We start from the raw sequence: 20,424 nt of genomic DNA, 5'->3' as shown, positions 1-20,424 counted from the left end.
CAACGGCGTATGCGTCAGTTTTCCGACAAATAATGCTCCCTTTTTGCCCGAATTCCGGTATAGTGCGCGCCGGCCTTTAACCAGGCCGCGTTTAGGTAGCGCAATTCCCCGAAGTCAGCTTCGGCTGCACGTCCGCACAGCGGACTCTCCCTTGACGAATCTTTTTCATTCATTCGTTTTCGCAAATCCCCGCCGACAAAGCAGCCAGGGCGACTCTTGAGTCTTACACGGCATGCGCAGCTTTGGAGCATGGGTCTTTGCGGATGCACTTAGAGGCAGACCCATGACCCAGGAAACCGGCGGCTTCGCCGCTTTTAATCTTAATCCGAATATCCTTGCAGCCGTCATTGCGACTGGCTACGAAGAACCTTCGGCTATTCAGCAGCAATCGATCCCGATCATCATGGCCGGCCAGGACATGATTGGCCAGGCGCAAACCGGTACGGGTAAAACCGCTGCGTTCGCCCTGCCTATTCTGCATTGCATCGATCCTGCCAAGCGCGAGCCGCAAGCCCTGATCCTGGCGCCAACCCGTGAGTTGGCGCTGCAAGTAGCAACCGCTTTCGAAACCTACGCCAAGCAAATGCCGGGCGTTACTGTTGTGGCCGTTTACGGCGGCGCGCCTATGGGCCCACAACTGAAAGCAATCCGTAACGGCGCACAAATCGTTGTCGCCACCCCGGGCCGTCTGTGCGACCACCTGCGTCGCGACGAAAAAGTCCTGTCGACCGTGAACCACCTGGTTCTCGACGAAGCTGACGAAATGCTCAAACTGGGTTTCATGGACGACCTCGAAGTCATCTTCAAGTCCCTGCCTGCAACCCGCCAGACCGTATTGTTCTCGGCAACCTTGCCGCAGTCGATCCGTGCCATTGCCGAACGCCATCTGCGCGATCCGCAACACGTGAAGATCCAGACCAAGACTCAGACCGTTACCGCGATCGAACAGGCTCACCTGTTGGTTCACGCTGACCAGAAGACCTCGGCTGTATTGAGCCTGCTGGAAGTTGAAGATTTCGACGCCCTGATCATGTTCGTACGCACCAAGCAAGCAACCCTGGACCTGGCCAGCGCCCTGGAAGCCAAAGGCTACAAAGCCGCTGCGCTGAACGGTGACATTGCCCAGAACCAGCGTGAGCGCGTGATCGACTCCCTCAAGGATGGCCGTCTGGACATCGTTGTAGCGACCGACGTTGCCGCTCGTGGCCTGGACGTTCCGCGCATCACTCACGTGTTCAACGTTGACATGCCGTACGATCCAGAGTCCTACGTCCACCGTATCGGCCGTACTGGCCGTGCCGGTCGCGAAGGTCGTGCGCTGTTGCTGGTGACTCCACGTGAGCGCCGCATGCTGCAAGTGATCGAGCGTGTAACCGGTCAGAAGGTTGCCGAAGTTCGCCTGCCGGACGCACAAGCTGTTCTTGATGCCCGCATCAAGAAACTGACCAACAGCCTGTCGCCACTGGTGGCTGACGCCGAATCAACCCACGGTGATCTGCTGGATCGCCTGACCGCCGACATCGGTTGCACTCCGCGTGCCCTGGCCGCTGCCCTGTTGCGCAAGGCAACCAACGCCCAGGCGTTGACCCTGGCCGCGATCGAGAAAGAACGTCCACTGGTGCCGAACAATGCACCGCGTGGCGATCGTCCAGAGCGTACCGGTGATCGTCCGGACCGTGGTGATCGTGAGCGTCGCGCTCCGGTTCCATTGGCTGAAGGTCGTGCTCGTTGCCGTACCGCGCTGGGTGCGCGTGATGGTATCGCTGCCAAGAACCTGCTGGGCGCCATCCTGAACGAAGGCGGCCTGGCCCGCGAAGCCATCGGTCGCATCCAGGTGCGTGACAGCTTCAGCCTCGTCGAGCTGCCGGAAGATGGTCTGGAAAAGCTCCTGACCAAGCTGAAGGACACTCGCGTTGCTGGCAAGCAGTTGAAGCTGCGTCGCTATCGCGAAGATTGATCGGCCCTTGGGTTGATTGATCGAACATAAAAAATCCCCGACTGGTTCGGGGATTTTTTTTGCCTTTGAAGAGGTGCCTGCCGCTGCTGCTGCTGCTGCCGCTGCCGCTGCTGCCGCTGCTGCCGCTGCTGCCGCTGCCGCTGCTGCCGCTGCTGCTGCTGCTGCTGCCGCTCGGACTCACTGTAGGAGCTGCCGCAGGCTGCGATCTTTTGATCTTCAATTGCCCAAGATCAAAATCAAAAGATCGCAGCCTGCGGCAGCTCCTACGGGGTAGGTTAGTCAGTCGAGGTTGTTTGCGCTATCGGTCCGCCGCCCGCCGTTACCACCTGCACACTCATGCGCGGCGTTGCCAGATCCATTCCTGCCTCATCCAGATGGCGTTTGAGCGACAGGTTGAACGCCCGCGACACTTCCCACTGCTTGATCGGTGCCGTCTTGAACCGGGCGCGCAGGATCGCGTTGCCTGACTCGAAACTCTCGACGCCCTGGATCTCCAGCGGAGACCAGATGTTGCGCCGCTGCAGCGGGTCGGTGCGCATTTTCTGGCCGACGTCACGCATCAGCTTGATCGCTTCGTCGATGTCCATGCTGGACGGCACCGCCACCCGGAAAATCGCGTAGCCGAACTCCCGGGAGTAGTTCTTGATGCTTTTGATTTCGCTGAACGGGATGGTGTGCACGATACCGTCGATGTCCCGCAGGCGTACCGTGCGGATCGTGAGGCCTTCGACGGTCCCCAGGTGCCCGCCGACGTCCACGTAGTCATCAATGGCCAGTGAGTCTTCAATGATGATGAACAGGCCGGTGATCAGGTCGGCGACCAGGGACTGCGCGCCAAAACCGATGGCCAGGCCGATTACGCCGGCACCCGCCAGCAGCGGCGTGACGTTCATGCCCATGTTGGCCAGGGCGACGATCAGCGCGATGATGAAAATGGCCACGAACAGCACGTTGCGAATCAGCGGCATCATCGTTTGCGCCCGGGCGTTTGCCAGGCCTTTGCGCGAGCGGGTCAGGGCGTGGTGCACCGCGGTGTCGCTGAGAATCCAGATCAGCCAGGCGAAAATCAGCGTGCCGGCGAGGCTGAACAGCTTGACGCTGATTTCATGGCCTTCACCCTCGGTGAAGGCTATCAGCGACATGCCCCAGACGCGCAGGCCCAATTCGATGAACGCCAGCCAGACCACCAGGTGGGCCAGGGTGTAGAAGAAGCTTTTGAGACGATCTGAGTACAGTGCATGACGCTTGACCCCACGTTGCGGCCTGAGCGAGTGACGCCGCACCAGGCCGTTGATCACCATGCACAACACCAGCAGCACGGTACAGATCAGCGACTGGCGCAGGGCGGTGCTGGTGTCACCGGCGGATACGAACGTGGCAAACAGCGAGATCGCCACCAGCACCAGCGCCGGTACATACCAGAAGGTGCCCAGGATATCGATGCTGTCGCTGAGTGCGCGGCGGGTCAGGCGGCGCGACAGTGGCTGGTTGCGGATCAGGTGGGCGATCGGGCGGCGGAAACGCAAGATGAACAGGCCCGTGGACAGGGCTGCCAGGACATTGGCTATGGTCGCGGCGGTGTGGGCCAGGTGGGTGCCAAGGCTTTCCACCAGGCGCGGGTCGCTCAGCGCCTCACCAAACGCGGCAAAACTGCCGATCAGCCACAGTGGCCGGAAGGCCTGGTGCCGCAAGATGAACAAGGCGCGGTGCCGGTGCGGGCCGTCCAGAACGGAAAAAGCGATCACGCAGATAGCCGAGAAGCAGGTGCCCACCACCAGCGCATAGGCAAGGACCATGGCCAGGCTCTTGCCCAGTGACGAGGGCAGGGCGTAGGTCATGTAGACAGTCATGACCAGGGCGATCAACCAGGGCCCGAGTTTGCGCAGGGCGAAGCGCAACATATCCAGGGCCTTGGGGTGTTGGGGCAGCTCTTCGGTCAGGCCGAAGCGCATGCGCACGCGGTGGCCGAGCCAGATCAGCACGGCAGCAAGCAGGCTCCAGACCATCAGGATCATGGCGAAGGCGAAGATGATCGGCAGCCATTCGTTGGCCGGCAGAATCAGCGCTTGCAGCTCGTCCTTGGCCAGGTCGTACTCTTGGGACCAGCGGGTAATCGGGCTGTCCTCCCCGGAAAACTGTTTCTCGAAACTGGCCAGCGTGCCGCCGATCAAACCAAGCACACCTTGTTCGGCGGCTGGCTGGGCTTGCTTGGTGGCATCGCGGAGTTTTTTCAGGTCGGCCAGCAGTTTGCCGCGTTGCTGGTCGTTTTCCAGCGACTTGATGACATCGTCCAGGGACTGCCCGAGAGGCGCTTGTGCCTCCGGCTGGGGTTTCGCCGAGCCATTGAGCAGCCCGGGCAGGCCGACCGCCTCGGCAGACGCCAGCGGTAGCAGCGTCATGAGGCAGACGAAGAGGAAATACGGCAGGGCAAAAAGACGAACAAACACTAGGCGGTCAACCTTGGGAGATCAGATTGCCCGAGTGTACGAGCCCGCCAAAATCAATGCGAGTCGGGGCGAGTATTTATTCGTTGAGTTTGGCGAGGATCTTGAACACCACGGTGCCAAGGATCGTCAGCATGCCAATCCACATTGCGAACACGCCGGCATTCTTGTCGCGGAAATTGAATCCGATGGCCAGCAGGATCATCCCGGTGAGGATCGGGATCAGCATGGCGTGGAAGGATTGCATTGTGATCATGGCGACGGCCTTGTCGAAAGGGATTACTTGAATTCTAGGCGGGTTTGGTGGGTCGAGCACGGGCCGTGGGAGACTGGATTGCCGGCGATGGAGTCATTGAAATGGCCATCGCCGGCAAGCCAGGCGCCTACACAGGTGTCATGGCAATTCGTGACTGGCGTAGAACGCGCTCAGTACTTTCACCAGGTGCGCCAGGTCATGGCTGCCGCACAACTCGCGGATCGAGTGCATGGCGAACGTCGGCAAGCCGATGTCGACCGTGCGCACACCCAGGTGGCTGGCGGTGATCGGGCCGATGGTCGAGCCGCAGCCCATGTCGCTACGCACCACGAAGCTTTGCACCGGCACTTCTTCAGCCATGCACAAGTGACGGAAGAACCCGGCGGTTTCGCTATTGGTGGCGTAGCGCTGGTTACTGTTGACCTTGATGACCGGGCCGGCGTTGAGTTTCGGGCCGTGGTTGGCATCGTGCTTGTCGGCGTAGTTGGGGTGCACGCCATGGGCGTTGTCGGCCGATACCAGCAGTGATTTCTGGATGGTGCGGACAAACTCGTCACCCTCCGGCAGCAAGCGGCGCAAGGTTTGCTCAAGCATTGGGCCGTCGGCACCGCAGGCCGAGCAGGAGCCGACTTCTTCGTGGTCGTTGGCCACCAGCACGCAGGTTTCATCGGTCTCGGCGGTGAGCAATGCCTGCAAGCCGGCATAACACGACAGCAGGTTGTCCAGGCGCGCACCGGCAATGAAGTCGCCATGCAGGCCGATGATCGCAGCGGCCTGGGTGTCGTAGAAGCTCAGCTCGTAGTCGAGCACCACGTCGGCATTCAAGCCATGTTCCAGGGCCAGCTGGTTGGTGAGCACCGCACGGAAATCCACGCGCTCGTCACCGGCAAACTGCGCGAGGATCGGCGGCAGTTCGGTTTGGGCATTGATCGCCCAGCCCATGTTGGCTTCACGATTGAGGTGAATGGCCAGGTTGGGAATGATGGCAATCGGCAGCTTGAAATCGATCAGCTGGCTTTCGACCTTGCCGTCGCGGCGGAAAGTGACCCGCCCGGCCAGCGACAGGTCGCGGTCGAACCAGGGGGCCAGCAGGGCGCCGCCGTAGACTTCCACGCCCAGTTGCCAGAAACCCTGGCGTTGCAACTCCGGCTGCGGCTTGACCCGCAGGCACGGGCTGTCGGTGTGAGCGCCCACCAGGCGGATACCGCTGTTGAGTGGGGAGTGGCGGCCCATCTTGATCGCGACAATTGAAGAGTCATTGCGGGTGACGTAGTAGCGACCGTTCGCTTCGGTGTTCCAGGACTCGCGCTCGTCAAGGCGCTGGTAGCCCGCCGCTTCCAGGCGCTGTACAAGGCTGGCAGTGGCATGAAAGGGGGTAGGGGAGGCCTTGAGAAAGTCGATCAGGCCTTGGTTCAACTCTTCGCGCATAAAAAGCTCCAGACAGCAGTGGCGCCAGTTTAACGTATTGGGCGGCTAATGTGCCTATGGAGCCGATCCCTGTGGGAGCGGGCTTGCCCGCGATTGGCTGCCGCACGCATTAGCCTAGAACGGTGCGGGACACTCGAAGCGCAGGCGTTCGCCGGATTGCGGATGGGTGAAGCTCAGCATGCTGGCGTGCAGGCACAGCCTTGGCCAGGCGGCCAGTGCCTGTTCGTGGGCATAGAGCCCGTCGCCCAGCAGTGGATGACCAATGGACAGCATGTGCACGCGCAGTTGATGGGAGCGGCCAGTGATGGGCGTCAGTTCGACCCGGCACCAGTCACCGCAACGCTCCAGCACTCGCCAGAACGTCAGCGCGTGCTTGCCAAATTCGTGATCCACCACGTGGCGGGGTTTGGTCGGCGGGTCGTAGCGCAGGGGCAAGTCAATGCTGCCACTGTCCAGCTCCGGCTGGCCCCAGCACAGGGCGGTGTAGGCTTTCTCCGTTTCGCGGTCGTGAAACTGCCTGGATAACTCGCGATGAGTATCCGGGTCACGCGCCAGCAGGATGATGCCGGACGTCTCCCAATCCAGCCGGTGGACGATGCGAGCCTCGGGGTAGCCATTTTCCTGCAGGCGGGTGATCAGGCAGTCCTTGTTGTCCTCGGCCCGGCCAGGGACGGAGAGCAGCAAGGTCGGTTTGTTCACCACCAGGACGCCGGCGTCCTGGTGGATGATCTGGATGTTGGACAGCGGCATTAAAACAGCCTCGTAACAAACGCCAACGGCGACTCACGCCCTTCATTGTCCCCGCAGGAGCTGCCGCAGGCTGCGATCTTTTGATTTTGCATGAAGAACAAGATCAGAAGATCGCAGCCTGCGGCAGCACCTACACGGTCCCGAAGGGCCTAAGCCGCCGTGGCTCCAGCCGGATCGACTCAGCGATCAGGCAGGGTGATATTGAGTTCCAGAATCGAGCAGCTGCCCTGGTTTTCCAGAGCGACATGCACGTCATCGGACCCGATATTGACGTACTTGCGGATCACCTCCACCAGTTCCTTCTGCAAGGCTGGCAGGTAGTCCGGTGTACTGCGTTGGCCGCGTTCATGCGCCACGATGATCTGTAGACGCTCTTTCGCTACCGAGGCTGTGCTTGGCTTCTTGTTGGCTCGAAAGAAGTCAAAAATGTTCATTACCTACCTCCAAACAGGCGCTCGAAGAATCCCTTCTTCGTGACATCGAGGAAACGATGCTCCACGGTTTTGCCCAGCAGACGATCGACGGCATCGCTGTATGCCTGGCCGGCATCGCTCTGGTCGTCGAGAATCACGGGCACACCCGAGTTGGAGGCCTTGAGTACAGCCTGGGATTCCGGAATCACGCCCAGCAGGGTGACAGACAGGATTTCCTTGACGTCTTCGACGCCGAGCATCTCACCGTCATTCACGCGTTGCGGGTTGTAGCGGGTCAGCAGCAGGTGTTCCTTGATCGGATCCTCGCCCTTTTCAGCGCGGCGTGACTTGCTGGCCAGCAGGCCCAGCATGCGATCCGAGTCACGTACCGAGGACACTTCCGGGTTGGTCACGATGATCGCTTCATCAGCGAAGTACATCGCCAGGTGAGCGCCTTTCTCGATACCTGCCGGGGAGTCGCAGACCACGAATTCGAAGTCTTCCTTGAGCGCCATCAGGACTTTTTCCACGCCTTCGACGGTCAGCGCGTCTTTGTCGCGGGTCTGGCTGGCGGCCAGTACGTAAAGGTTTTCCAGGCGCTTGTCTTTGATCAGGGCCTGTTGCAGGTTGGCTTCGCCGTTGACCACGTTGACGAAGTCGTACACCACGCGGCGTTCGCAACCCATGATCAGGTCGAGGTTACGCAGGCCCACGTCGAAGTCGACGATAACTGTCTTGTGGCCGCGCAGTGCGAGGCCGGTACCGATAGCGGCACTGGTGGTGGTCTTACCCACACCACCCTTGCCGGATGTAACCACGAGAATCTTGGCCAAGGTGTTTCACCCCTAAGGAAAAAGGACATTTAGCCCCTGAAAAAACATCTCTGGAAAACTACTGCAGTCGGACAGCCTTGGCTGGAATCCGGCCCTGAACGGCGCTTACCTTCGGTAAACACTGCTTTCTGGCCATTTTCCCACTTCGTTCAAGCCGTTTTCGCTACGTTTTAGAGATGCTTGGAAAATGCGGCAGTATCCGTTAAAGCCGAATGATGTTCAACACATCGCCCGACAGGCTGACCTGAACGCCTGAACCCCATAAAGGGTCGCGTCGCAGGTCCTCCGAAACCTTGTAGTGGCCTGCAATGGAGACCAGTTCAGCGCTCATCTGCTGACAGAAAATCCTGGCCTTGGTGTCGCCTTTGACCCCGGCCAGCACGCGACCGCGCATCGGGCCGTATACATGGATGTTGCCATCGGCGAGAAGTTCCGCCCCCGGGCTGACGGAGGAGATCACCACCAGGTCGCAACCCTGGGCGTAAATCTGCTGGCCGCCGCGCACGGGGGAGGTGATGATTTTGGTCGGCTTGATCGTCGGCTCCGGTGGTTTCTCCGGTTTTTTCACGACAACCCCTTCATTCGGGTCCAGGGCTCGCTCACGGGCACCGGACGGTGGCAGCACCGGCAGGTCGACCGCGATGGCCGCAGCAATGTCCTCGATGCGACTGGCGCGGATCGCCAGGGTGCGCAGGCCATGCTGGCGGCACACGCGCATCAGGCCCGGCAGATCAACGGCGCCCTCACCCGGTGGAAGTTTGTCCAGGGCCAACACCAGTGGCGCGTTGCTGAAGAAGTTAGGCGCCTGGGCGACCTTGGCGGCCAGTTGTCGATCGAGGTTCTCGAGGTCGTTACGGGCCAGTTCCAGCACCGTAATGGCGAGCATGCTGCCCTTCAACTGGAACACGGGATCTTTGTCTAGCGGTTCGGTTTGGCTCATGGTCGGCATACAACGACTTGTCACTAAAAGTGCCGAGACTTATAACGAGAACGCCCGCAGGCCGCAAGCCGGGTCTAACGATGTAGAATGCGCGGCCATTGTCTTGACGGAACCTTTAATGGATCGCCCGCGTTTTCGAAGAGCATTTCTTTCCCCGCGTTTCTGGCCGCTGTGGTGTGGTCTGGGGCTATTGTGGCTGATTGTCCAACTGCCTTATCCGGCGTTGCTGTCCATCGGTCGGCTCCTGGGCGCCGTGATGTATCGCCTGGCGGGCGACAGACGGCGCATCGCCAAGCGCAATCTCGAATTGTGTTTTCCGGAAAAATCCGCCGCCGAGCGCAAACACCTGCTCAAGGAAAATTTCGCTTCCACCGGCATCGCCTTCTTTGAAATGGCCATGAGCTGGTGGTGGTCGCGCGAGCGGCTGGCGAAGCTGGCGCATGTCGAAGGCCTGGAGCATCTGCAAAAAGCCCAACGCGAAGGCAAGGGGGTGATCCTGATGGCCGTGCATTTCACCACCCTGGAAATCGGGGCGGCGCTGCTCGGCCAGCTGCACACCATTGATGGCATGTACCGCGAGCACAAGAACCCGCTGTTCGATTACATCCAGCGCCGCGGCCGCGAGCGCCACAATCTCGACTCGCTGGCCGTGGAGCGTGACGACGTGCGCGGCATGCTCAAGCTGCTGCGGGCCGGGCGCGCGATCTGGTATGCACCGGACCAGGACTACGGCGCCAAGCAAAGTATCTTCGTGCCGCTGTTTGGCATTCAGGCCGCAACTGTGACGGCCACCAGCAAGTTCGCACGGTTGGGCAAGGCACTGGTGGTGCCGTTCACCCAGGAGCGCCTGGCGGACGGCAGCGGCTATCGACTGATGATCCATGCGCCGCTCGAAGGCTTTCCGGGGGAAACCGAGGAAGCCGACTGCATTCGCATCAATCAGTGGGTCGAAGGCGTGCTGCGCGACTGTCCGCAGCAATACCTGTGGGCGCATCGGCGTTTCAAGAGCCGCCCACCCGGTGAACCCAAACTGTACGCCAAGCGCGGTTGAAACATGATCCCCTGCAGGAGCGGACTACCAACAAGCACCATGGAGCGTTGCGATGAGTCCCGTTGAACCGGTTACAGGCTTGATTCTTTCCGGCGGTGGGGCTCGGGCGGCCTATCAGGTGGGAGTGCTGGCGGCGATTGCCGAGTTGCTGCCGCAGGGTGCACGTAATCCGTTCCCGGTTATTGTCGGTACCTCGGCGGGTGCGATCAATGCGGTCAGCCTGGCCAGTGGCGCGCTGGATTTCCGTGCTGCCATCGAGCGCCTGACGGCGTTCTGGCAAGGCTTTCGCAGTCATTTGGTGTTGCGCAGCGACTGGCCTGGGGTGATCCATCAGGCCAGCCGCTTTGTCGGCCACAGCCTGCTCGGGATCGGTGCCCAGGTGCCGGTGGCCTTGCTTGACAGTTCGCCATTGCGCGGGCTGCTCGACGACAAGCTGCAGTTGTCCGGGATCGCTGAGGCGATCGCGCAGAAACAGTTACAGGCCGTGGCGGTCACTGCGTTCGGCTATGAGTCGGGTCAGGCCGTCACGTTTTACCAGGGCGGCGGCACCATCGACGCCTGGTTACGCCATCGTCGCATCGGCGTGCCTACGCAGTTGACCATTGAGCACCTGCTCGCCAGTTCCGCGATTCCGCTGCTGTTCGCGCCGGTGAAAATCGGTGAAGAGTATTTCGGCGACGGCGCGGTACGCCAATCGGCCCCCATCAGTCCGGCCCTGCATCTTGGGGCCAGCCGCGTGCTGGTGGTGGGGGTCAGCGGCAACCCGCGCGGGGTCGATCCCGAGCAGCCGCTGCAACGCGCCTATACCGGCCAGCAGCCGACCCTCGCGCAAATTGGCGGGCACATGCTCAACAGCACGTTCATCGACAGCCTGGAAAGCGACATCGAGCTGCTGCAACGTCTCAACCAGTTCAGTCACCTGATGCCCAATGGCACACCCACCCGAGCGCTCGGCGTGGCGCCGGTGGAGGTGCTGGTGATCTCTCCGAGCCAGCCGCTCGATGAGATCGCTGCGCGGCATCGGCAGGAATTACCAGCGGCGCTACGCCTGTTCCTGCGCGGGCCGGGGGCGACCAAGACGAGTGGAGCGGGGGTGTTGAGTTATCTGTTGTTCGAGGCGGGGTATTGCAGCGAGTTGATTGATTTGGGGCGGCGGGATGCGCTGGCCAAGCGTGAGGAGTTGTCCCGGTTTCTGGGGTTGCTGTAGGAGCGAGCTTGCTCGCGATGGACGTGAACGATGACGCTGGGAGCCTGACACCCCGTGGCGCTCTCTGGTCCTTCGCGAGCAAGCTCGCTCCTACAAATCGTGGCGCTCTCTGTCCTTCGCGAGCAGCCTCACTCTTACAAAATCAGAAGTGAACCTTGACCAGGAAGCTGGTCACGCTCTGATCGGTTTTGAAGCCCTGGCTGTCTTCGATACCGTATTTGTTTTTCCAGTAGTCATACTCGACACCGACGTACAACTGCTTGGCACCCAGGCTCAGGGCTTTGCCCAGGTCGTACTTGATTTGCGGATTGAAGTGCAGGTTGGCGTGGTATTCGCCTTTGTCGTTCACGTCGTTGTCGACGACCCAGTCCATGAAGCCGTCGATCAGCACGTCCGAGTCACCCACCGGGATGGTGTAGGACCAGGCTGGCGTGATCTGCCAGACGTCGTCACCCGGACGGTCGCCTTCGGTGTGACGGTTGTAGAAGTTCAACTGGAAGTAGTCGAAGCCGGGGATGGCCAGGTCGAAACCCGGACCGATCAGGTACGACTCGGTGTCGTCTTCGCCGAACTCATAGGTCATGGCCAGCAGCACGTCCTTGATCGGGCCGAACTCCAGCTTCTGGTTGAAAATCTTGTTGAATGACAAGCGCGGGCTGAATTCGCCGTAGTGAGTGTTCTTGCCGGCGAAAGAGTCTTCCTTGCCGTTGTAGAAAATCTTGTCGATGAAGAAGAAGTTGTCTCCGTATTTCCAGCCGTCGGCGTGTTCGAATGTCACGGTCTGCTGGATGCGCGGGTTGACCTGGAAGTCTTTGCCATACAGATAAGTCAGGCTGTTGTCCTGCCATTGCAGCAAGTCGCCGGCCATGGCCTGGCCCCCCGCCAGTAACGATCCTGCCAGCATCAGGCTAGTGCACGTACGTTTCATTCGGTTGCTCCCAAAAAGTAGTGGTATCACGTTATTTTTTTAAGGTCGGCGCTCTGGTGTGGCGCCTTTTTCTCAAGCTGCAAAAATCATCCATTCGGTCAGCTTTATTGCTGTTAGCAAAAGCTGCGCCAAGGCTTTGCGAAAACCAAAAAACTCCCGCTCGGCTGCTCAAAAACAGTCGATTGAGAGTGGTTCGGGGAGGCCTTGATACCGTCCAGAGCCGGGATAAGTTGGCTTTCTGGTCAGGAATTAAATCCGGGCTTTTTTTTAAAGCGGATTCAGGCGGCCGCGGAGAATACTGACTCCTTGGCCAGGTCTCAAGTGCCCCGCAACAGCGCACCGGCGACAGGTTTGGGGCACGGTTGCGGGTCATCTTAGAAGTGCACCTTCACCAGCAGGCTGGTGGTGTTTTCATTGGTGTCGAAACTGGCGCTGTTTTCGATGCCGTACTTGTCTTTCCAATAGCTGTATTCGATGCCGACGTACACCTGTTTCTCCCGCCAACCCATGGACTTGCCCAGGTCGTACTTGATCTGTGGGTTGAAGTGCACGTTGGCGTGATAAGTGCCACGGGCGTTCTGGTCGTTATCCACCACCCAGTCCAGGTAGCCGTCGATCAGTACACTCGAATTGCCGAGCGGAAGGGTGTAGGACCAGGCCGGGCTGACCTGCCAGACATCGCTGCCGGGGCGTGAGCCTTCGGTCTGGCGATAGTAAAAATTCAAGGTGAAAAAGTTGAAGCCCGGTATTGCGAGGTTAAAACCGGGGCCGATCAGGTAGGCCTCGCTGTCGTCTTCGCCATTCTCGTAGGTCATGGCCAGCAACACGTCCTTGATCGGGCCGAGTTCGAAGCGTCGGTCCAGGATCTTGCCGAAGGACAGTCGCGGGCTGAACTCGCCGTAATAGGCGTGAACGCCTTTGTTGCGGTCTTGCTCGCCGTTGTAGTAGGTGCTGTCGATGAACATGAAGTTGTCGCCGTACTTCCAGCCATCGGCGTGCTCGAATGTCACCGTCTGCTGGATCGACGGGTTGACCGCAAAGTCCTTGCCATAGAGATAGCTCAGGCTGTTGGTCTGCCACAGCAACAAGTCGCCGGCCATGACCTGGCTAGTGGTCAGCAGGGCGGCGCCCAACAGCAGGTTTTTCTGAGTCCGGATCATCTGGTGCTCCTTCTTGTTTTTATTGTTCAAGGCACGGGGGCTCCAACCCTGTGGGAGTGAGCCTGCTCGCGATGGCGGTGTATCAGTCAATGAAGTGTTGAGTCTGATAACGTCATCGCGAGCAGGCTCGCTTCCACCTGGCCGGGCGTGTACTTGTTTGTCAGTGCGCGTGGCAGTCGTTGATGGCGGCGCGTTCCTTGCCGCCGAGGATGTTGAACAGCAGGTTCAGCGACAGCGCGCTCAACGTCGCCATCGCAATTCCGCTGTGGGTGATCGGGCTCATCCACAAGGGCAGGTGGGCGAAAAACTCCGGCCGGACCACCGGGATCAACCCCATGCCGATGCTCACCGCCACCAGCAACTGGTTGCGACGGTCACCGATGTCGGCTTCCTGCAGAATCTTGATCCCGGTGGCCGCAACCATGCCAAACATGGCAATGGCTGCACCGCCCAATACCGCCGGTGGAATGGACGCCACCAGAAACGCCGCTTTGGGCAGCAAGCTCAGTACGATCAGCAAGCCGCCGGCGACGATGGTGACCGAGCGGCAGCGCACTCCGGTCATCTGCACCAGGCCGATGTTCTGGGCGAACGAGGAGTGGGTGAAGGTGTTGAAAAAACCGGCAAAGAATGAAGCACCGGCGTCGCACAACAGGCCGCGTCGCAGCATCCGCGGGCAAACTTCCTGCCCGGTGATCTTGCCCAGGGCGAGAAACATGCCGGTGGACTCGACGAAGATGATCACCACCACCAGGCACATGGACAGGATCGGTGCGAGCTCGAATTTCGGCATGCCGAAATGCAGCGGAGTGACGATCTGTACCCAGGGCGCCTGGGCCATGCCGCTGAGGTCGACCATGCCGATCAGGCCGCAGATCACATAACCCAGGCACATGCCGATCAGCACCGAGATATTGACCCAGAAGCCGCGCATGAAACGGTGCACCAGCAATATGGTGCCCAGCACCAGGGCGGCGATGGCCAGGTAGATCGGTGAGCCGAATTGCGCCGCACCGGCGCCACCGCCGGCCCAATTGACGGCCACGGGGAACAGCGACAAACCGATTGAGGTGATGACCGTGCCGGTCACCAGGGGCGGGAAAAAACGTACGACCTTGGACATGAACGGGGCGATGATCATGCCGAAAAAGCCCGCGGCAATGGTCGCGCCGAAAATGCCTTGCAGGCCGATGCCAGGCATTCCTGCCATGGCAACCATGCTGCCGACGGCGGCAAAGCTGGCGCCCATCATCACCGGCATGCGGATGCCCATCGGGCCGATGCCCAGGGACTGCACGATGGTGGCGATGCCGGCAACCAGCAGGTCGGCGTTGATCAGGAAGGCGATTTCTTCGCGACTCAGGCCTGCGGCCTGTCCGATGATCAGCGGCACCGCAATGGCGCCACCGTACATCAGCAGAACGTGCTGCAGTCCGACCAGGATCAGTTGCAACAGGGGCAAACGCTGAATAGCGGGTGCGTCGGGGATGCGCGCTTCGGATAGCTCGGACATGCAACACCTCGGATCTTTTTTATTCTTGTGATTTTGTGCATCAGGTCGACCGCGCCGCGGCCAATCGCGGGCAAGCCTTGCTCCTACAGAATTCCTGGGAATCCAGTGGGAGCAAGGCTTGCTCGCGATGCTTTTCAGCGGTTAATTGGTCTGGGCTCCCTGCACAATCCAGGCACCAATCAGGTCACGTTCCTGCTGGGTCATCTGGGTGATGTTGCCCAGTGGCATGATCTGGCTGGTGACCGCTTGCGCCTGGATACGCGGGGCGTTCTGGCGGATCTGGTCGGGGGTGTCGAACATCACGCCAGCCGGTGCAGCACTGAACAACGGGCTGGTCGGCTTGGCGGAATGGCAGACCGTGCAGCGTTCCTGGATCACGTTGTGCACCTTGTCAAAACCCGGGCCGGCATTCGCTGCCTGGGTTGGTGCCGTTGCAGGAGCCGTCGCTGGTGCAGCTTCAACCGGCTTCTTGTCACCGCCCAGGGCGGTTTCCGGCAGTGGCTGGTACTCGATGGCGGCCTTGGCGACTTCAGGCGCGCTGGACATCGGCTTCGGACCGGACACATAGGCCAGGCAAATCATGCCCACCGCTGCCACCGGCAGGGTCCAGGCAAATTTGTGGCTGTCGTGACGGGTGTTGAAGTAGTGACGTACCAGCACTGCCAGTACCGCGATCCCGGCCAGGATCAGCCAGTTGTACTGGCTGCCGTAGGTGCTCGGGAAGTGGTTGCTGATCATGATGAACAGCACAGGCAAGGTGAAGTAGTTGTTGTGCCGTGAACGCAGCAGGCCTTTGGCCGGCAGTGCCGGATCGGGCGTGCGGTTCTCGGCAATAGCCGCCACCAGCGCACGTTGTGCTGGCATGATGATGCGGAACACGTTGCCGACCATGATGGTGCCGATGATCGCGCCGACGTGCAGGTACGCACCGCGGCCGCTGAACACTTTACTGAAGCCGTAGGCGGCGCCAATGATCAGCACGAACAGAATGAAACCCAGCAGTGCAGGGCGCTTGCCCAGGGCCGAGTCGCAGAGGAAGGAGTAGACGAACCAGCCGACGAACAGCGAGCCGATGCCCAGCAGAACGCCTTCAGGACCGGTCAGGCTGCTGCCGGGTGCCAGCAGGTAGAGCGTCGGGTTGGAGTAGAACACCACGCACAGCAGCGCGATCCCCGACATCCAGGTGAAGTAGGCTTCCCATTTGAACCAGTGCAGGTTGTCCGGCATGGTCGGTGGAGCCAGTTTGTATTTTTCCAGGTGGTAGATACCGCCGCCATGGATCGCCCACAAATCACCGGCCAGGCCACTTTTCGGGTTGACCCGATTGAGGTTGTTTTCCAGCCAGACGAAATAGAACGACGCACCGATCCAGGCCACGCCAGTAATCATGTGAACCCAGCGCACGCTCAGGTTCAGCCATTCCAACAGATGTGCTTCCACAGTCTTTACCTCTCGCCTGTCACTCTGTTGTCGAGTGATCAGACCTTCTCTTATTGGTGGGGGGCAAGGATCAAACGCTCATCCTCTTTGAAAAAATGCTCATCGCAGTTATTGCCTGTGCCACTGCGATCAACCACCAGGAAGTCATCCCGCTTTTCGATCGTCAGCACCGGATGGTGCCAAACGCCGCGATGGTAATTAATGCCCTGCCTGCCGTTGGTGACGAAGGCGCGGACCAAGCCTGATACAGGTTCATCGCCAACTGGCGCGACCACGATCAGAAAGGGGTTGCCGAGCAGCGGAATGAAAGCCTGGCTGCCCAGCGGATGGCGCTCCAGCATGCAAACGGTCAGTGGCATGTCCTGCGCGTCGGCGCGGAAGATGCTGATGATGGCGTTGTCCTCCGGCGCAGCGGTTTCAACCGTCGCCAGTTTATGGAAGCGCATGGTCGAACCGTTGTTGATCATGAAGTGATCGCTGCCGTCGGTTTCAATGACGTCACCGAAAGGGGCGAAGGCTTCTTTGGTCAGCGGTTCAATCGTCAGTGTGCGCATGCTGTTCTTTTCCGAATTCTGTGTTGTTGGTTCTGTTGCTATCGCCAGCAGGCTGGCTCCCACAGGGGAATGCATTGCAAATGTGGGAGCCAGCCTGCTGGCGATTGGGTTCAGCGCTTATTTAGCGACCTTGCCGAGAACTCGCAGGCGGCTCACACCACCGTCCGGGAACACGTTCAGGCGGATGTGGGTGATGGGGCCCAGTGCCTTGATCTGCTCGGCGAAGGTGTGCTCGGCGTGCATTTCCAGCTTCTGCGCCGGCAACAGCTCACGCCAGAACAGCGACTGGGTTTCGATCTGGCTGTCGGTACCGCCTTTCACGAACGCGCCCTGGATCGAGCAGGTGTCCGGGTAGTTGCCCTTGAAGTGCAGGGTGTCGACGATGATTTTTTCGATCTCGCCCGGATGACCCAGCGCTACGATGACCCAGTCATTGCCCGGGGTACGACGACGTGCGGTTTCCCAACCGTCGCCCATGTTGATGCCACGGCCCGGGTTCAGAATGTTGCTCATGCGACCGAAGTGTTCGTCAGAGCAGGCAAGGGCGCGGCCGCCGTTCAGGGCTGCAGCCAGGTCAACTTGCTCGTTGTCGCCCACAGCCGACCAGTCGCGGAATGGAATGCCGTACACGCGCAGTCGAGCCACACCACCGTCCGGGTAGATGTTGAAACGCAGGTGGCTGAACGACTGGTCGTTGCTGATTTCGTGGTAGTGATGGCTGTTGCCCTGCAGCTCGACGGCCGACAGCACTTCAGTCCACTGGGTGTTGTCGTCTGGCTCGCCCGAGGCCAGGAAGCAGGCTTCCAGTGAGGCCGATGGCGGGAAGTTGCCGGTGAAGAATGAAGTGTCGATGTCCACGCCCTTGATCGAACCTGGTACACCCAGGCGGATCACGGCGCTGTCGTAACCTTCGAAGCGCTTGCGGCGCGACTCCCAGCCGTCCATCCACTTGCCGTTGTCATCGAACACGCCCTCCTTCCATACGGCCGGGGTCGGTTGGAACAGACGGTTGGCGTCTGCGAACCAGTCATCGGTGACCGAGATGATCTTGGTGCCCAGGCGGGCATCGGCCAGGTTGACGAACTTCTCGAAAGGTACGGCGTAAGCTTTCATTCTTCTTGTCTGCCTTTAATAAGTTGGCTTGGGATGCTTGCAAGGCCCCGGGTGTCATTTGCGTTTGAAAACACCTGGGCCAGGCTCGCTTATAGGGTCAGTAATCGGAACAGGGCGATCTTGTTGATCTCCGCCAGCGCGCATTTGAATTCGGTGTCGACCGAGTTGTTGATGCGCGTTTCGAACGCCGCGAGGATCTGATGCCGGTTGCTGCCTTTTACCGCCATGATGAAGGGAAACTTGAACTTGGCTTTGTAGGCGTCGTTCAGCTCGGTGAAGCGAGAAAACTCTTCTGCCGTGCATTGGTGAATACCGGCGCCAGCCTGTTCATTGGTGCTGGCTTCGGTCAACTGGCCCTGGACGGCAGCTTTGCCGGCCAGGTCCGGGTGAGCGTTGATCAACGCCAGCTGGCTGGCGTGATCGGCGCTCAACAGGATGTCGCTCATGCGCTGGTGCAGGGTTTCGATCTGGTCGATCGAGGCGTCCTGGCCCAGGTCAAAGGCCTTCTCGGCCACCCATGGCGAATGTTCGTAGATGTCGGCAAAGGCTTTGACGAAGGCGTCGCGGCTCAGGGTCGAGGGTTTGAGAGTTTGAAAAGTGCTCATTTTGCAGGCCCTTGGTACGGGTGGGTTTCGTGCCAGTGGCGAGCGATGTCGACGCGACGGCTGAACCACACCTGTTCATGACTTTTAGCGTATTCGATAAAGCGTTTGAGCGAAGCCAGGCGCGCCGGACGGCCGATCAAGCGGCAGTGCAGGCCGATCGAGAGCATTTTCGGTGCTTCGGCGCCTTCGGCGTACAGCACATCGAACGCGTCTTTGAGGTATTCGAAGAAATCATCGCCCTTGTTGAAGCCCTGGACCTGGGTGAAGCGCATGTCGTTGGTGTCCAGGGTGTAAGGGATCACCAGGTGCGGCTTGCCGGTCGGATTGTTCGGTTCCCAGTAGGGCAGGTCATCGTCGTAGGTGTCGCAGTCGTAAAGGAAACCACCTTCTTCCATGACCAGGCGCCGGGTGTTCGGGCCGGTGCGGCCGGTGTACCAGCCCAGTGGGCGCTCACCGGTGATCTCGGTCAGCACACGGATCGCTTCGAGCATGTGCTCGCGCTCCTGGGCCTCATCCATGTACTGGTAGTCGATCCAGCGATAGCCGTGACTGCAGATTTCGTGGCCGGCGTCGACCATGGCGCGGATCACGTCCGGGTGACGCTGGGCGGCCATGGCCACCGCGAAGATCGTCAGCGGAATGTCGAATTCCTTGAACAGTTTCAGGATCCGCCAGACGCCGGCGCGGCTGCCATACTCGTAAAGCGATTCCATGCTCATGTTGCGCTCGCCTTGCAGCGGCTGCGCCGAGACCATTTCCGAGAGGAACGCTTCAGACTCCTTATCGCCATGCAGAATGTTGCGCTCGCCACCTTCTTCATAGTTGAGCACGAAGGACAAGGCGATGCGGGCATTGCCCGGCCAGTGTGGGTGCGGAGGGTTACTGCCGTAACCGACCAGGTCGCGTGGGTAGTCAGCGCTCACTGCAGTCTTCCTTCTTGTTCGTTAACAGGTTGTGTGGCGGCCTGGCGGTGGAATCACAGGCTGGCGTCACAGCGATGGGATTATTGTATACAACTTTATGTGCACATTGTAAGTCTGAATTTTCGCATTTTTTACCCGCTGTCATCTTGCAGTGGTAGTGCAAGAAACCTGCCTGATTGGTCAGCTAATGGATCGAAGGTCCTTATGCGGCGTGCTGAGCGGCCGGATACGGCACTGATCCGCGGTTGGCGATAGCTGTGTGAAAAATGTCGTTTTTATTGTGTACAATTTTTTTGAGAAGTGTCTTAATCAGTCTCTAGCCGCAGCGTTTCGTGCTCCGAATCGGTGCGGTCTCCTTTTTAACTGACTTCGGGAGGCGCGAGGCCTGATGGCTCAACACCACAGGCGCGCAGAATCAATGGGACGTTTGACTACTCACGTTTTGGATGCAGCACACGGTTGCCCGGGCAGCTCGATCAAGGTCGAGCTCTACCGCGTTGAAGGCTCGCAGCTGGAATTGGTCGCCAGCGCGATAACCAACAGCGACGGGCGGGTCGATGCACCGCTGCTGCAAGGCGATGACTACCGTACCGGGGTTTATCAGGTGCAATTTCATGCAGGCGACTACTACCGCGCCCGTGGCGTGCAGTTGCCGGAGCCAGCGTTTCTGGACGTCGTGGTGTTGCGGTTCGGCATCTCTGCCGAACAGGATCACTACCACGTACCGCTGCTGATCTCGCCGTACAGCTATTCCACGTATCGCGGCAGCTGATCCCCCAAGCAGCTGCCCCAACCGGGAAGCGACTGCGCATATAGCTTCTTTGGTCTTTCGCCCGCTCACACTGCGGGCTTTTTTTTGCCTGCTGGAAAGTCAGAAGAGCACCACAATCCACTGTGGGAGCGGGCTTG

Annotated in this window: 19 protein-coding genes and 1 pseudogene; 5 read left to right on the top strand and 15 right to left on the bottom strand. The window is 59.9% G+C overall.

All coding sequences use genetic code 11. From position 1 onward, the window contains the following. The first annotated feature begins 283 nt into the window (after positions 1-283). Entirely contained in the window at positions 284-1,957 is a 1,674-nt protein-coding gene (locus tag HYI44_RS02220) for a DEAD/DEAH box helicase (protein WP_045060217.1), read from the top strand. Between the two features lie 275 nt (positions 1,958-2,232). Here the strand turns inward: HYI44_RS02220 and HYI44_RS02215 are convergent, their stop codons facing one another. From HYI44_RS02215 to minC, 7 genes are all read right to left on the bottom strand, one after another. Further along, complete coding sequence (locus tag HYI44_RS02215) at positions 2,233-4,404, bottom strand: mechanosensitive ion channel domain-containing protein (protein ID WP_225568624.1); 2,172 nt, start codon at positions 4,402-4,404, stop codon at positions 2,233-2,235. Positions 4,405-4,480: 76 nt separating this feature from the next. Beyond that, positions 4,481-4,657, bottom strand: coding sequence for a hypothetical protein (locus HYI44_RS02210; protein WP_163019418.1), 177 nt, complete (start codon positions 4,655-4,657; stop codon positions 4,481-4,483). A 138-nt stretch (positions 4,658-4,795) separates the two neighbouring features. Next, positions 4,796-6,085 carry a M18 family aminopeptidase gene (locus HYI44_RS02205; protein WP_045060220.1) on the bottom strand — a complete coding sequence of 430 codons (1,290 nt, stop codon included), beginning with the start codon at positions 6,083-6,085 and terminating at the stop codon, positions 4,796-4,798. A gap of 114 nt (positions 6,086-6,199) precedes the next feature. After that, a complete protein-coding gene (locus tag HYI44_RS02200) occupies positions 6,200-6,835 on the bottom strand; it encodes an RluA family pseudouridine synthase (protein WP_122839298.1) in 636 nt (211 codons plus the stop codon). A gap of 179 nt (positions 6,836-7,014) precedes the next feature. After that, positions 7,015-7,269 carry a cell division topological specificity factor MinE gene (minE, locus tag HYI44_RS02195; RefSeq protein ID WP_007944431.1) on the bottom strand — a complete coding sequence of 85 codons (255 nt, stop codon included), beginning with the start codon at positions 7,267-7,269 and terminating at the stop codon, positions 7,015-7,017. Then, complete coding sequence (minD, locus tag HYI44_RS02190) at positions 7,269-8,081, bottom strand: septum site-determining protein MinD (protein ID WP_045060222.1); 813 nt, start codon at positions 8,079-8,081, stop codon at positions 7,269-7,271. Before minD ends, minE begins: the two co-directional genes overlap by 1 nt. A gap of 202 nt (positions 8,082-8,283) precedes the next feature. Beyond that, positions 8,284-9,021 (bottom strand): septum site-determining protein MinC, encoded by a 738-nt coding sequence (gene minC, locus HYI44_RS02185; protein ID WP_045060241.1) that lies wholly within the window; start codon positions 9,019-9,021, stop codon positions 8,284-8,286. Positions 9,022-9,139: 118 nt separating this feature from the next. Here minC and HYI44_RS02180 point away from each other — a divergent pair, with 118 nt between their 5' ends. The 3 genes and pseudogenes from HYI44_RS02180 to HYI44_RS02170 form a co-directional block, all read left to right on the top strand. Beyond that, the gene (locus tag HYI44_RS02180; protein WP_122839297.1) at positions 9,140-10,072 is read left to right on the top strand and encodes a lipid A biosynthesis lauroyl acyltransferase; all 933 of its coding nucleotides are present in this window, start codon (positions 9,140-9,142) and stop codon (positions 10,070-10,072) included. Between the two features lie 52 nt (positions 10,073-10,124). Then, on the top strand, positions 10,125-11,279 hold the full coding sequence (locus HYI44_RS02175; protein ID WP_122839296.1) for a patatin-like phospholipase family protein: 1,155 nt from the start codon (positions 10,125-10,127) through the stop codon (positions 11,277-11,279). A gap of 17 nt (positions 11,280-11,296) precedes the next feature. Beyond that, a pseudogene (locus tag HYI44_RS02170) lies at positions 11,297-11,374 on the top strand (outer membrane lipoprotein carrier protein LolA); the annotation flags it as partial. A gap of 47 nt (positions 11,375-11,421) precedes the next feature. Here HYI44_RS02170 and HYI44_RS02165 read toward each other — a convergent pair. The 8 genes from HYI44_RS02165 to puuE all read right to left on the bottom strand — a co-directional run bounded on the left by HYI44_RS02165 (position 11,422) and on the right by puuE (position 19,515). Then, positions 11,422-12,207 carry an outer membrane protein OmpK gene (locus HYI44_RS02165; protein WP_122839295.1) on the bottom strand — a complete coding sequence of 262 codons (786 nt, stop codon included), beginning with the start codon at positions 12,205-12,207 and terminating at the stop codon, positions 11,422-11,424. A gap of 374 nt (positions 12,208-12,581) precedes the next feature. Next, positions 12,582-13,367, bottom strand: coding sequence for a hypothetical protein (locus HYI44_RS02160; protein WP_225568623.1), 786 nt, complete (start codon positions 13,365-13,367; stop codon positions 12,582-12,584). 160 nt (positions 13,368-13,527) lie between these two features. Further along, entirely contained in the window at positions 13,528-14,880 is a 1,353-nt protein-coding gene (locus HYI44_RS02155; protein ID WP_225568622.1) for a nucleobase:cation symporter-2 family protein, read from the bottom strand. Between the two features lie 141 nt (positions 14,881-15,021). Beyond that, complete coding sequence (locus HYI44_RS02150) at positions 15,022-16,320, bottom strand: urate hydroxylase PuuD (protein ID WP_225568621.1); 1,299 nt, start codon at positions 16,318-16,320, stop codon at positions 15,022-15,024. A gap of 50 nt (positions 16,321-16,370) precedes the next feature. After that, complete coding sequence (locus HYI44_RS02145) at positions 16,371-16,874, bottom strand: ureidoglycolate lyase (RefSeq protein WP_122839292.1); 504 nt, start codon at positions 16,872-16,874, stop codon at positions 16,371-16,373. Between the two features lie 117 nt (positions 16,875-16,991). Continuing rightward, entirely contained in the window at positions 16,992-17,987 is a 996-nt protein-coding gene (gene alc, locus HYI44_RS02140) for an allantoicase (RefSeq protein ID WP_045060229.1), read from the bottom strand. Between the two features lie 89 nt (positions 17,988-18,076). Next, positions 18,077-18,592, bottom strand: a complete 516-nt coding sequence (gene uraD, locus HYI44_RS02135; protein ID WP_045060230.1) for a 2-oxo-4-hydroxy-4-carboxy-5-ureidoimidazoline decarboxylase — start codon at positions 18,590-18,592, stop codon at positions 18,077-18,079. After that, positions 18,589-19,515, bottom strand: a complete 927-nt coding sequence (puuE, locus tag HYI44_RS02130) for an allantoinase PuuE (protein WP_045060231.1) — start codon at positions 19,513-19,515, stop codon at positions 18,589-18,591. Before puuE ends, uraD begins: the two co-directional genes overlap by 4 nt. A gap of 418 nt (positions 19,516-19,933) precedes the next feature. Between puuE and uraH the strand changes: the two genes are divergently transcribed. Beyond that, positions 19,934-20,287, top strand: coding sequence for a hydroxyisourate hydrolase (gene uraH / locus HYI44_RS02125; RefSeq protein WP_008031462.1), 354 nt, complete (start codon positions 19,934-19,936; stop codon positions 20,285-20,287). Positions 20,288-20,424 lie beyond the last annotated feature (137 nt).

The organism is Pseudomonas sp. Y24-6 (genome assembly GCF_020295325.1).
Lineage (GTDB): Bacteria > Pseudomonadota > Gammaproteobacteria > Pseudomonadales > Pseudomonadaceae > Aquipseudomonas > Aquipseudomonas gregormendelii.
This window is presented reverse-complemented; position numbering and strand designations above follow the sequence as displayed.

Bases quoted from the DNA above. Each gene is read 5' to 3' on its own strand.
- HYI44_RS02175 (WP_122839296.1), top strand. From the start codon at position 10,125: ATGAGTCCCGTTGAACCGGTTACAGGCTTGATTCTTTCCGGCGGTGGG.
- minE (WP_007944431.1), bottom strand. From the start codon at position 7,269: ATGAACATTTTTGACTTCTTTCGAGCCAACAAGAAGCCAAGCACAGCC.
- HYI44_RS02155 (WP_225568622.1), bottom strand. From the start codon at position 14,880: ATGTCCGAGCTATCCGAAGCGCGCATCCCCGACGCACCCGCTATTCAG.
- HYI44_RS02165 (WP_122839295.1), bottom strand. From the start codon at position 12,207: ATGAAACGTACGTGCACTAGCCTGATGCTGGCAGGATCGTTACTGGCG.
- HYI44_RS02210 (WP_163019418.1), bottom strand. From the start codon at position 4,657: ATGATCACAATGCAATCCTTCCACGCCATGCTGATCCCGATCCTCACC.
- uraD (WP_045060230.1), bottom strand. From the start codon at position 18,592: ATGAGCACTTTTCAAACTCTCAAACCCTCGACCCTGAGCCGCGACGCC.
- HYI44_RS02180 (WP_122839297.1), top strand. From the start codon at position 9,140: ATGGATCGCCCGCGTTTTCGAAGAGCATTTCTTTCCCCGCGTTTCTGG.
- alc (WP_045060229.1), bottom strand. From the start codon at position 17,987: ATGAAAGCTTACGCCGTACCTTTCGAGAAGTTCGTCAACCTGGCCGAT.
- uraH (WP_008031462.1), top strand. From the start codon at position 19,934: ATGGGACGTTTGACTACTCACGTTTTGGATGCAGCACACGGTTGCCCG.
- HYI44_RS02220 (WP_045060217.1), top strand. From the start codon at position 284: ATGACCCAGGAAACCGGCGGCTTCGCCGCTTTTAATCTTAATCCGAAT.
- HYI44_RS02200 (WP_122839298.1), bottom strand. From the start codon at position 6,835: ATGCCGCTGTCCAACATCCAGATCATCCACCAGGACGCCGGCGTCCTG.
- minC (WP_045060241.1), bottom strand. From the start codon at position 9,021: ATGAGCCAAACCGAACCGCTAGACAAAGATCCCGTGTTCCAGTTGAAG.
- HYI44_RS02145 (WP_122839292.1), bottom strand. From the start codon at position 16,874: ATGCGCACACTGACGATTGAACCGCTGACCAAAGAAGCCTTCGCCCCT.
- HYI44_RS02205 (WP_045060220.1), bottom strand. From the start codon at position 6,085: ATGCGCGAAGAGTTGAACCAAGGCCTGATCGACTTTCTCAAGGCCTCC.
- HYI44_RS02160 (WP_225568623.1), bottom strand. From the start codon at position 13,367: ATGATCCGGACTCAGAAAAACCTGCTGTTGGGCGCCGCCCTGCTGACC.